The sequence below is a fragment of the Streptomyces varsoviensis genome, assembly GCF_000718635.1.
Lineage (GTDB): Bacteria > Actinomycetota > Actinomycetes > Streptomycetales > Streptomycetaceae > Streptomyces > Streptomyces varsoviensis.
This window is the reverse complement of the sequence record NZ_JOBF01000013.1, coordinates 1-11,216: the sequence shown is the minus strand read 5'-3', so window position 1 is coordinate 11,216 and position 11,216 is coordinate 1. Positions and strand designations below refer to the sequence as shown.

The following is an 11,216-nucleotide window of genomic DNA, read 5'->3' as shown; positions in this document are numbered from 1 at the left end:
TCAGGCCGTGGCACCCTTCGCGGTGCCCTTGGGGCCCTTGGTGGGGGTTGTCGCCTCGCGCTTGGCGGGGCCGCCCTTCGGCGCGGCGGGCGCGGCGCTGTCGGCGGCGGAGTGCGCGGTTCCGGGCTCGCCCGGTGGCGTCGTGGTCCCGCCGGCGCCGGGCTCCTCGAAGTCCACCTTCTTCATGTGCTTGTTCATGCTCTTCATCAGCAGCCATACGGCTCCGCCGATGACGGCGAAGACGATGAAGCCGAGGACGCCGGGGGTGACCTTGTTCTTGTCCAGGTCACTGGCGGCGAGCGGCACCAAGTGGGTGACGGCCAGGGAAGCTGTCGCACTCATCATGGAGTCAATTGTTGCGGATACCCGCGAAGAGGTCGTCCTCGGGGAGGGAAGTCGGCACCCGCGACTGCGCGAGCTCGTACTCCTCGGTGGGCCAGACCTCCTTCTGGAGGTCCATGGGGACCCGGAACCAGCCGCCGTCGGGGTCGATCTGGGTGGCGTGCGCGATCAGCGCCTTGTCCCGGATCTCGAAGAAGTCCGCGCACGGGATGTAGGTGGTGAGGGTCCGCTCGCGCTGGCCGTGCTCCTTCCACCGCTCCAGCCACTGCCCGTACGGCGAGTCGAGACCGCGGGCGAGGAGCGCCTCGTGCAGCGCGACCGTGCGCTCGCGGTTGAAGCCCTGGTTGTAGTAGAGCTTCAGCGGCTGCCAGGGCTCGCCGGCCTCGGGGTAGTAGGAGGGGTCGCCGGCCCGCTCGAACGCCACCATCGAGATCTTGTGGGTCATGATGTGGTCGGGGTGCGGGTAGCCGCCGTTCTCGTCGTACGTGGTGACCACGTGCGGCTTGAACGTACGGATGAGCCGGACCAGCTCGCCGGCGGCCTCGTCGACGTCCTGGAGCGCGAAGCAGCCCTCGGGCAGCGGCGGCAGCGGGTCGCCCTCCGGCAGCCCCGAGTCGACGAAGCCCAGCCACTCCTGCTTGACGCCGAGGATGTCGCGCGCCTCGTCCATCTCCTTGGCGCGCACCTCGTGGATGTGCTCCTCGATGTACGGGTCGCCCTGGAGCTTGGGGTTGAGAATGGAGCCGCGTTCTCCGCCCGTGCAGGTGGCGACCAGCACATCCACCCCCTCGGACACATACTTGGCCATGGTGGCCGCGCCCTTGCTCGACTCGTCGTCGGGGTGGGCGTGCACGGCCATCAATCGAAGCTGCTCAGTCAAGGCTCGATCCTCAGTCACTGGTCAAAAGAGATGCCTCCTATAGTGACCCAAGCGGGGCTCGATTCATTCCGGGTTCCACAACCAGGAGGACGATCATGAGTGCGGTGCGCGAGGAGCTGCCCGCCGGGCGCTACGGCCGGTCGGCCGACCAGCGCGCCGACCGGAAGCTGAAGGTGATCGGCGCCGTGCTGGGCGCCGCCCTGATCGGCGTGATCGTCTGGTTCGGCGTCCACCACATCACGTCGTCCGACGTCACCGGCGAGCTGATCCGCTCCAAGATCGTCTCCGACGACTCCACGCAGGCCGTCCTGGAGCTCCGCAAGGACCGCGACGCGACCGCCGTGTGCACGGTGCGCGCGCTCGACAAGGACCAGGTCGAGGTCGGCCGCAAGGACGTGACGCTCAACGAGCGCGAGAGCCATCTGACGACGCTCGTCAAGATCCGCACCACGGCCCGCGCCACCGCCGCGGAACTGGTCGGCTGCAAGTCCACAACGAACGGGTGACGTTCCGACGCCCCGGCGTTGACCTGCGCTGACGCGTTTCGTACGGCTTCCCTCCTCCCCCTTTCCGCCCGGAATTGTTAGGCTCGTGGTTTCGCCCACCTTTGAAGGCGCACCCTTCTGAGTAGGGCGTTCATTTGTATTCCCAGCACCGACGAGGAGCACCTGTGACCCAGACCAGCGACAACGTCACCTGGCTGACTCAGGAGGCGTACGACCAGCTCAAGGCCGAGCTGGAGTACCTGTCTGGTCCCGCTCGCACCGAGGTCACCGCGAAGATCGCGGCGGCCCGTGAAGAGGGTGACCTGCGCGAGAACGGCGGGTACCACGCGGCCAAGGAGGAGCAGGGCAAGCAGGAGCTCCGGGTCCGCCAACTGACCCAGCTCCTCCAGCACGCGAAGGTCGGCGAGGCCCCCGCGGACGACGGCATCGTCGAGCCCGGGATGACCGTCACCATCGCCTTCGACGGCGACCCCGACGACACCCTGACCTTCCTGCTGGCGTCGCGCGAATACGCGAGCGCCGACATCGAGACCTACTCGCCGCAGTCCCCGCTGGGCACCGGGGTCAACGGCAAGAAGGTCGGCGACGACGCCGAGTACGAGCTGCCGAACGGCCGTACGGCCACGGTGAAGATCCTCGCCGCCAAGCCCTACCAGGGCTGATCCGCCGGACCGCACAGCGCTCGGGCCCGGACCACGAAGGTCCGGGCCCGAGCGCTGTCACGTGGCCCGAGCGCCGTCAGCCGTTACGCACCTCAGCGCCCATACGCCGCCTCAGCTCCCCTACGCGCCCCAGCGCCCGTACGCGGCCCCAGCGCCCCTACGCGCCCCAGCGCCCGTACGCGGCCCGCAGCTCGTACCGCGCCGCGGCGGCGGCTCAGGCCGTCGCCGAGCGGTACTTGCGCACCGCGAGCGTCCGGAAGATCGCGATGATCACGACCGACCAGATCAGCGACGCCCAGATGGGGTGCTGCATCGGCCAGGCCGCGGCCACCGGGTAGTCCGCCGGGAGGTTGCCGAACAGATGGCGGGCGGCCTGCACGGTGGCGCTGAACGGGTTCCATTCCGCGATGTTGCGCAGCACCATCGGCATGTTGTCGGCGGGCACGAAGGCGTTCGAGATGAACGTCAGCGGGAAGAGCCAGATCAGCCCGCCGGAGGTGGCGGCCTCCGGGGTCCGCACCGACAGCCCGATGAGCGCGCCGATCCACGAGAAGGCGTACCCGAGCAGGAGCAGCAGCGCGAAGCCGGCCACCGCCTTGGGGAAGCCCGCGTGGATGCGCCAGCCGACGATCACCGCGACGATCGCCAGCACCACCAGGGTCAGCGCGGTCTGCACCAGGTCCGCGAGCGTACGGCCGGTGAGGACCGCGCCGCGGGCCATGGGCAGCGAGCGGAACCGGTCGATGAGCCCCTTGTGCATGTCGTCGGCGATGCCCGCGCCCGCGCCGGCCGTGGCGAAGGTGACGGTCTGCGCGAAGATGCCGGCCATCAGGAACTGGCGGTACATGCTCGGGTCCGTGTTGCCGCCGAGGCTGATCGAGCCGCCGAAGACGTAGCTGAACAGCACCACGAACATGATCGGCTGGATCAGTCCGAATATCACCATCTCCGGGATGCGCAGCATCCGGATCAGGTTGCGCTTGGCGACCACCAGGGAGTCGCGGACGGACTGGGTGATGCCGCCGCGGGGCTGGGGTACTGCGCCGCGGGCGGAGACCTCGCTGACCGTGCTCACTTGGTGCCCTCCTTCGCGGCCGCGCCCTCGGCGCTCTCAGTGCCCTCGGCGTTCTTCTTGCCCGTCCTACCCGCCTTGCCCGTCTTGCCCTTGGCGCCCTTCGCGCCCTTGGTGGCGTCCTCGCCGTCCCCGTCAGCCGCTTCCTCGTCGATTTCCGCGGCGTGGCCGGTGAGGGAGATGAACACGTCGTCCAGGGTCGGGCGGCGCAGCCCGATGTCGTCGATCTCGATGCCGCGCGAGTCCAGCTCCCGGATGACCTCGGCGAGCAGCTTGGCGCCGCCGGTGACCGGCACCGTGACCTTGCGGATGTGCTCCTCGATCGTGGCCTCCCCCTTGCCGAAGCCCCGCAGGACCTGCTGGGCGGCGGCGATGTGCTCGCGCTCGTGCACCACCAGTTCGACGCGCTCGCCGCCCGTACGGGCCTTGAGCTGGTCGGAGGTGCCGCGGGCGATGACCCGGCCGTGGTCGACGACGGCGATGTCGTGCGCGAGGTGGTCGGCCTCCTCCAGATACTGCGTGGTGAGGAGCAGGGTCGTGCCGCCCGCCACCAGTTCCCGGATGACCTCCCAGAGCTGCTGCCGGTTGCGCGGGTCCAGGCCGGTGGTCGGCTCGTCCATGAACATCACGGGCGGGCTGACGACCAAGGCGGCCGCGAGGTCGAGGCGGCGGCGCATGCCGCCCGAGTAGGTCTTGGCGGGCCGGTCGGCGGCGTCGGTGAGGTGGAAGCGCTCCAGCAGCTCCCCCGCCCGCGCCTTCGCGGCGCGGCCGCTCATCTGGTAGAGCTGGCCGACCATCTGGAGGTTCTCGCGGCCGGTCAGATACTCGTCGACCGCCGCGAACTGGCCGGAGAGACCGATCGAGCGGCGGACCTCGTTGGGTTTGCGCAGGACGTCGATGCCGGCCACCTCGGCCCTGCCGCGGTCGGGCTTGAGCAGGGTGGTGAGCACCCGCACCGCCGTTGTCTTCCCGGCCCCGTTCGGGCCGAGCATGCCGAGGACCGTACCTTCCGGGACGTCGAGGTCGACGCCGTCCAGTGCCCTCACGTCGCCGAAGGTCTTCACGAGTCCTTCGGCGTAAATGGCGCCTGGCATGGATTTACCCCCGATTTTGGGATGGTTCCACGATGATTTTATGGTTCGCCGGAGTTGGCGCACCTCACGGCATTTGTCCCCCCGTAAGGCCGCCCTCAAGCCGACACCTACCGGACCATACCCCAGACGCGATACATCGCGATACACGAGTGCGCGACGAACGTTCCGCCGCTCTCCTCATGCGGTCTCGTGCGATCTCGTGCATCTCGTGCATCTCGCGCGATCTCATGCGATCCTCACGCCCGAACGCTGTAGCCCGCCTCTCGCAGCGCCGTACGCACCTCCACGCAGTGCTCCGGCCCCTTGGTCTCCAGGTGCAGCTCCACCTCCGCCTCCGCGAGCCCGAGCCGGGGATCGGTCCGGACGTGGCTCACATCGAGGACGTTAGCGTCCACCACTGACAACACATCCAAAAGCGCAGCCAGAGCGCCCGGACGGTCCGTCAGCCGCAGCCGCAGCGAGAGATACCGGCCGGCGGCGGCCATGCCGTGCCGCAGCGTCCGCTGCATCAGCAACGGGTCCACATTGCCCCCCGACAACACGGCGACCACGGGCCCCTCGAAGGCCTCCGGCGCCGACAGCAGCGCGGCCACCGGGCTCGCCCCGGCCGGCTCCACGACGAGCTTCGCCCGCTCCAGGCACAGCAGCAGAGCGCTGGAGAGCTCGTCCTCGGAAACGGTACGGACCTCGTCCACGAGATCGCCAACGATTTTGAAGGGAACATCCCCCGGCCGGCCGACCTTTATCCCATCCGCCATCGTCGTCGGCGCCTCGATCGACACCGGGTGCCCGGCCGCCAGCGACGGCGGGTACGCCGCGGCGCCCGCCGCCTGCACCCCGACGACCCGTACGTCCGGCCGCAGCGCCTTGACGGCCACCGCGATGCCCGCCGCGAGCCCCCCACCGCCGATGCCCACGACGATGGTGCGCACCTCGGGGCACTGCTCCAGGATCTCCAGCCCCACCGTGCCCTGCCCCGCGATGATGTCGGGGTGGTCGAAGGGGTGGATGAACACGGCGCCCGTCTGCCGCGCGTACTCCTGGGCGGCCTCCAGCGTCTCGTCCACGACCTGCCCGCGCAGCCGCACCTCGGCCCCGTACTCGCGGGTCGCCGCGACCTTCGGCAGCGGCGCGCCCTCCGGCATGAAGACCGTCGAGCCCACCCCGAGGAGGGACGCCGCCAGGGCCACCCCCTGCGCGTGGTTGCCCGCGCTCGCCGCGACGACGCCCGCCGCCCGCTCCGCGGGGCCGAGCCCGGCGATCCGCACGTACGCGCCGCGCACCTTGAAGGACCCGGTGCGCTGCAGGTTCTCGCACTTGAGGTGCACGGGCGCGCCGATCAGACCGGACAGGAAACGGCTGCCCTCCAGCGCGGTCGGCCGCGACACCCCCGAGAGCATCTTCTGCGCGCTGCGCACGTCGTCGAGGGAGATCGCGGGCAGCGGGGCCCCCTCGGGGCCGTCCTCGTCACCAAGTTCTAGGGCCATGGCCGCAAGTCTCGCAGCTCGCTCCTCCTGCGACCGCCGCGGCCCGTGCGTAACCATTGGTTTGCGCAGCGCTGGTACGGGCGGCCCCCGGGCCGCGTACTGTGTCCCCCATCCTCAGCCCACCGCACGAAGTGAGCCTCCGGCCATGCCCATCCCTTCGGACATGACGACAACCGCCGCGACCCGGGGCGTGCCCCCCGAGTCAGAGACCACCGCGGCCATCGACCCCGTTGTCCTCGACGCGCTCCAGCACCAAGTGGCCGTCTTCGCGCGCCGGGCGGAACAGACCCGCCTGGGCGGCGTCGGTCAGGCCCGCAACTCCATGGACCGCGCCGCCTACCTGCTGCTCAACCGCCTTGACCAGGAAGGCCCGATGGGCGTCAAGGCGCTCGCCGCCGGCATGGGCATCGACTCCTCGACGGTCACCCGCCAGGTGGCGCCACTCGTGGACTCCGGCCTGGTCAAACGCACCTCGCACCCCGAGGACGGCCGCGCCGTCGTCCTCCAGCTCTCGCCGCGCGGCATCGCGCGCCTGGAGGAGGTGCGCACCTCCCGGCGCGAGCTGATGGCGATCGTGACGGACGAGTGGACCGAGCAGGAGCGGAATGACTTCACCACGCTGCTCACCCGGTTCAACGCCTCCCTGTCCGTCATCCACAACGCGCTCCCCCAGGAGCCGCCGAACTCCTGACCCCGCCCCCGGGCCGCCCCGTCCGGCCTCTTGACCCGGTGCGCGGCCTGCCGTGTGCTGGAGGGCACGGGAGGAACGGTGGGAGAGCGGCAAGCGGCACGGGAACGCCGCCGCGCCCGGGAGTTCGAGGCATTCGTCGGGGGCGCGGGCGGGCGGCTGCTGCACGCCGCCGCGCTGCTGACCGGCGAGGAGGCGCCGCACCGGGAGGCCGCCGAGCGGCTCCTGACGGCCGCGCTGGCCCGTACGTACGCGGCCTGGGACCAGTTGCGCGGCGAGGACCCGTACGACCGCACCCGCCAGGAGCTGACCGCCCGCTTCGCGCACGCCGCCTGGCACCGCCGCCCCGCCCGTACCGGCGTGCTGGGGGGGCTCTCCCGGCAAGAACGCCTCATCCTCGTCCTGCGACTGTACGAAGGCGTGGCCGACGAGCAGATCGCGGCCCAGCTCGGCCTCCCCGTGGAGCGCGTGCGCGCCCTGTGCACCCGCGCCGTCGCCGCGATGCGCAGCAACGCCCCCGCGGCCGGCCGGCGCGCCGAGATGGCGGCCCCGTGAGCGTCCACGACCGCAAGGAGGACGAGGTCCGCCGGATGCTCGACACCCCGCATCCGGTGGTCCGCCCGGAGCTGGCCGTACGGGCCGCCGAGCGCGGCCGCAGACTGCTGCGCCGCCGCCAGGTGCTGCGGCGGCTGGGGTGGGTGCTGCTGGTGGTGGCCGTGGTGGCCTTCTGCGTGTGGGCCGCGCTCGTACAGCCCTGGGTGGCCCCGCCGTCGGACACGGCGCCTCCTTTGGAGGGGTGGTGAGCCTGGAGGGGTGGTGAGCCTTGGAGGGGTGGTGAGCGCGCTCGTACGGGTCGGGACCTCGGCTCGTACGGATCAGGGCCCCGGTTCGTACGAACCAGGGCCCCTTCGCGTTTCGTACGGTCCCGGGTCAGCCCAGGGCGCGCGTGAGGTCCGCGATCAGGTCGTCGGCGGACTCGATGCCCACGGAGAGGCGGACGAGGTCGGCGGGGACCTCCAGGGCGGAGCCCACCACGGAGGCGTGCGTCATCCGCCCCGGGTGCTCGATCAGCGACTCGACGCCGCCGAGCGACTCCCCCAGGGTGAACAGTTCGGCCTTGTCGCATACCTCGACGGCCGCTTCCTCGCCGCCCTCGACCCGGAAGGACACCATGCCGCCGAAGGCGCGCATCTGCTTGGCGGCGATCTCGTGCCCCGGGTGGTTCGGCAGCCCCGGGTAGTAGACCTGGGTGACCTTGGGGTGCGAGACGAGCAGCTCGGCGACGCGCGAGGCGTTGGCGCTGTGCCGGTCCATGCGGACGGCCAGCGTCTTGATGCCGCGCAGCGTCAGCCAGGAGTCGAAGGGCCCGGAGATGGCGCCCATGGCGTTCTGGTGGAAGGCCAGCTCGTCGGCGAGCGCGGTGTCGGAGGTGACCAGGGCACCGCCGACGACGTCCGAGTGGCCGCCCATGTACTTCGTCGTGGAGTGCACGACGACGTCCGCGCCGAGCGCGAGGGGCTGCTGGAGGTAGGGGCTGGCGAAGGTGTTGTCGACGACGAGCCGGGCGCCCGCCGTGCGCGCCACGTCGGCGACGGCGGCGATGTCGGTGATGCCGAGCAGCGGGTTGGAGGGCGTCTCGACCCAGACGACCTTCGTACGGGGCCGGATCGCGGCCCGTACGGCGGCCGGGTCGGAGGAGTCGGCGACGGACCACTCGACGCCCCAGCGCTCGACGACCTTGGCGAAGAGACGGAACGTGCCGCCGTACGCGTCGTTCGGGATGACGACGTGGTCGCCGGGGGTCAGCAGGGTGCGCAGCAGGCAGTCCTCGGCCGCCAGCCCGGAGGCGAAGGCGAGGCCGCGGCTGCCGCCCTCCAGCGCCGCCAGGTTCTCCTCCAGGGCGGTGCGGGTGGGGTTGCCGCTGCGGCTGTACTCATAGCCGCCGCGCAGTCCTCCCACACCGTCCTGCTTGTAGGTGGAGACTTGGTAGATGGGCGGAACGACCGCGCCGGTCAGCGGGTCGGCCTCCTGCCCGGCGTGGATCGCGAGGGTTTCGAAGCTCTGGGCCGGGTGCGGCTGTGAGTGCTTGTCGCTCATTGGCCCGAGGGTAGTACCCCGTATCGCGGAACACTGCTGTTCACTTGTCACCGGAGGATGAACGATCCGGCGGCCGCCACCTGGCGGTGAACGATCGGCGGCTGTCACCGTGGGTGAACGATCCGGCGGCCTCGTCCGTTGAAGGGTTCCGGTCCCTTTCGTCGGGACGCTCGCCTCTCCTACCACCCGTACGACCGCCCCCATAAGACCGCCCTTACGACCATCCAACGGGACGCACCATGGAGTTTCTGTTCATCCTGATCGCCCTCGTCCTGATCTGCGGCGTTGCGGCCGTTCCCGCGATGCGTCGCCGGCGCGTCGGGCAGCAGGTCGCACAGGGCGCACGGCTCGCCGCCGACCCCGAGGGGGCGTACGGATTCGTACCGGCCGACCGGCTCGACGTACGGCTGCCCGGACCCGACCCGGAGCTGCTCGCCGCCCTCGACGAGGCCCGCCGCACCCAGGACTGGCAGCCGGCGGCGCGGCTCCTGGCCGCCACCGACGCCGCGAGCGAGCTGCGCTGGCAGCGCGTGCAGACGCTGGCGGGCGCCGCGGCGATGGAACTGGCCGAGGCCCCCGGCACGGGCGGCATGTGGCTGCGCCACTGGCGGGTGGTGGCCCCGAAGGACCCGGGCGGCGCCGCGGTGCAGGCGCAGTTCCTCCTCCAGCAGGCACTGCGGGACCCGTCCTCGCAGGACTACCGCATGATCCTGGAGGAGGCCCGTACGGTCTGCGGCGAGGCCGCGCTGCTCGCCCCCGGGGACCCGGTCCCGTACATCGTCGAGCTGGGCGTCGCGCGGGGTATGGGCGCCAGCGAGGCCGAGTTCCAGTCCGTGTGGGAGACGGTCGTGGCGCGCGCGCCGCATCACATGGGGGCGCATCTGGTGGCCCTGCGCTACTGGAGCGCGGCGTGGCACGGGTCGGCCGAGCAGGCCGACGCCTTCGCGGAGGGGGCCGCCGGGGCCGCGCCGGAGCGCACCCTGCTGCCCGCGCTGCCGCTGTTCGCGGTCCACGACCACCTCTCGGACGTCAACCTGGTGCGCGGCCTGTACCGCAGTGCGGTGGTGTCGCGGGCGATCGACGGTGCCCTCTACGCCGTTCAGCAGGCCCCCGCCGACCATGCCGTACTACCGCACGTACGCCATTTGCTGGTGTGGTTCCTCGTACGCGCGGAGCGTTATGCGGAGGCGATGGAGCAGGTGCGGCGCGTGGACGGGCATGTGGGCGCCGTCCCGTGGTCGTACGGGGCCAGCCCGGCGGCGGAGTACGCGGCGTACCGGGCGCTCGCGGTGGCGGGCTGGGAGGCGCAGGGGGGCAGCCCGGCGACGTTGCCGCCGCGGGGGTGACGGGGGTGGCCGGGCTGGCGGGGCTGGCGGGGCTGGCCGAGCTTGCGGGGCTGGCCGGGCTGGCGGGGCTGGCCGGGCTGGCGGGGCTGCTGATGGGTGCCGGAATGTCCCTTCCCGGGGGAGCGTTGTCTCCGTAGAGCCTGCCCCTGTCCGGTCCCGAGGAGCCTTCCATGCTGTTCCACCGCCAGAAGAACCACCTCCCCACGCCGGAGGAGGCGCTCAAGGGCCGCCCCGAACCGGCCTTCACCCTCACCGACCGGCACACCGTCCTCGGCACCCCGCTCATGGGGCCGTACCCGGAGGGCCTGGAGACGGCCGACTTCGGCCTGGGCTGCTTCTGGGGCGCCGAGCGCAAGTTCTGGCAGGCGCCGGGGGTGTGGACGACGCTGGTCGGCTACCAGGGCGGTCACACGCCGAACCCGTCGTACTACGAGGTGTGCAGCGGGATGACGGGGCATACGGAGGCGGTCCGCGTGCTCTACGACCCGGCGGTGACGTCGTACGGGGCGCTGTTGAAGATCTTCTGGGAGTCGCACGACCCGACGCAGGGGTTCCGCCAGGGCAACGACACGGGCACCCAGTACCGGTCAGCGATCTACACCCACACCGCGGCCCAGGCCGCCGAGGCCGAGTCCTCCCGGGCCGCCTACCAGTCCGCCCTCGCCGCTTCCGGGCATGCGGCGCCCATCACCACGGAAATCCTGCCCGCCGGGCCCCGCCCCTTCTATCCCGCCGAACCGGAGCACCAGCAGTACCTCGACAAGAACCCGGCGGGCTACTGCGGCATCGGCGGGACGGGGGTGTCCTGCCCGGTCGGGGTGACGGAGGCACCGGACGCCTGAGGCGTCTCGTGCGGTCCTGGCCGTGGTTAGGGGGCGTGTGCGGATGGATGCGCGTGCGGGCGGGTTGTCGGGTCGGGGGCGGGGCGGTGGGGGTCCTCCGGGGCTGCATGATTTACGGGCCCGTGAACGGCGTTGCCTCAGGCACCCTCACCTCAGGCCCACAAATCACGCTTCACGCCTCCTCCGGACCCCCACCGCCC

At 71.4% G+C, this 11,216-nt stretch carries 13 protein-coding genes; 7 read left to right on the top strand and 6 right to left on the bottom strand.

Going from position 1 to position 11,216, the window contains the following annotated elements:
• Positions 1-345 carry an RAMP4 family protein gene (locus IF55_RS18665; protein WP_063763998.1) on the bottom strand — a complete coding sequence of 115 codons (345 nt, stop codon included), beginning with the start codon at positions 343-345 and terminating at the stop codon, positions 1-3.
• A 4-nt stretch (positions 346-349) separates the two neighbouring features.
• Positions 350-1,222, bottom strand: coding sequence for a mycothiol conjugate amidase Mca (gene mca, locus IF55_RS18660; protein ID WP_030877845.1), 873 nt, complete (start codon positions 1,220-1,222; stop codon positions 350-352).
• A 95-nt stretch (positions 1,223-1,317) separates the two neighbouring features.
• On the opposite strand from mca, the gene IF55_RS18655 reads away from it, so the two are divergent.
• Together IF55_RS18655 and greA are read left to right on the top strand one after the other, a co-directional pair.
• Positions 1,318-1,728: a DUF4307 domain-containing protein gene (locus IF55_RS18655; protein WP_030877843.1), complete on the top strand. Its 411-nt coding sequence runs from the start codon at positions 1,318-1,320 to the stop codon at positions 1,726-1,728.
• Between the two features lie 164 nt (positions 1,729-1,892).
• Complete coding sequence (greA, locus tag IF55_RS18650; RefSeq protein WP_030877841.1) at positions 1,893-2,390, top strand: transcription elongation factor GreA; 498 nt, start codon at positions 1,893-1,895, stop codon at positions 2,388-2,390.
• Positions 2,391-2,604: 214 nt separating this feature from the next.
• Here the strand turns inward: greA and IF55_RS18645 are convergent, their stop codons facing one another.
• The 3 genes from IF55_RS18645 to ilvA all read right to left on the bottom strand — a co-directional run bounded on the left by IF55_RS18645 (position 2,605) and on the right by ilvA (position 6,043).
• Positions 2,605-3,465 carry an ABC transporter permease gene (locus IF55_RS18645; RefSeq protein ID WP_030877840.1) on the bottom strand — a complete coding sequence of 287 codons (861 nt, stop codon included), beginning with the start codon at positions 3,463-3,465 and terminating at the stop codon, positions 2,605-2,607.
• Entirely contained in the window at positions 3,462-4,556 is a 1,095-nt protein-coding gene (locus IF55_RS18640; RefSeq protein ID WP_030877837.1) for a daunorubicin resistance protein DrrA family ABC transporter ATP-binding protein, read from the bottom strand. The genes IF55_RS18645 and IF55_RS18640 overlap by 4 nt, the downstream gene beginning before the upstream one ends.
• Before the next feature lie 236 nt (positions 4,557-4,792).
• On the bottom strand, positions 4,793-6,043 hold the full coding sequence (gene ilvA / locus IF55_RS18635; protein WP_048832167.1) for a threonine ammonia-lyase: 1,251 nt from the start codon (positions 6,041-6,043) through the stop codon (positions 4,793-4,795).
• Positions 6,044-6,206: 163 nt separating this feature from the next.
• Here ilvA and IF55_RS18630 point away from each other — a divergent pair, with 163 nt between their 5' ends.
• The 3 genes from IF55_RS18630 to IF55_RS18620 all read left to right on the top strand — a co-directional run bounded on the left by IF55_RS18630 (position 6,207) and on the right by IF55_RS18620 (position 7,534).
• Complete coding sequence (locus IF55_RS18630) at positions 6,207-6,734, top strand: MarR family winged helix-turn-helix transcriptional regulator (protein WP_048832166.1); 528 nt, start codon at positions 6,207-6,209, stop codon at positions 6,732-6,734.
• 78 nt (positions 6,735-6,812) lie between these two features.
• Complete coding sequence (locus IF55_RS18625) at positions 6,813-7,286, top strand: sigma factor-like helix-turn-helix DNA-binding protein (RefSeq protein ID WP_030877830.1); 474 nt, start codon at positions 6,813-6,815, stop codon at positions 7,284-7,286.
• Positions 7,283-7,534 carry a hypothetical protein gene (locus tag IF55_RS18620; RefSeq protein ID WP_030877827.1) on the top strand — a complete coding sequence of 84 codons (252 nt, stop codon included), beginning with the start codon at positions 7,283-7,285 and terminating at the stop codon, positions 7,532-7,534. The genes IF55_RS18625 and IF55_RS18620 overlap by 4 nt, the downstream gene beginning before the upstream one ends.
• A gap of 127 nt (positions 7,535-7,661) precedes the next feature.
• On the opposite strand, the gene IF55_RS18615 is transcribed toward IF55_RS18620, so the two are convergent.
• The gene (locus IF55_RS18615) at positions 7,662-8,828 is read right to left on the bottom strand and encodes a cystathionine gamma-synthase (protein ID WP_030877824.1); all 1,167 of its coding nucleotides are present in this window, start codon (positions 8,826-8,828) and stop codon (positions 7,662-7,664) included.
• A 239-nt stretch (positions 8,829-9,067) separates the two neighbouring features.
• Here IF55_RS18615 and IF55_RS18610 point away from each other — a divergent pair, with 239 nt between their 5' ends.
• A complete protein-coding gene (locus IF55_RS18610; RefSeq protein ID WP_030877821.1) occupies positions 9,068-10,174 on the top strand; it encodes a hypothetical protein in 1,107 nt (368 codons plus the stop codon).
• A 170-nt stretch (positions 10,175-10,344) separates the two neighbouring features.
• The gene (gene msrA, locus IF55_RS18605; protein WP_030877819.1) at positions 10,345-11,016 is read left to right on the top strand and encodes a peptide-methionine (S)-S-oxide reductase MsrA; all 672 of its coding nucleotides are present in this window, start codon (positions 10,345-10,347) and stop codon (positions 11,014-11,016) included.
• The last annotated feature ends 200 nt before the right edge of the window (positions 11,017-11,216 follow it).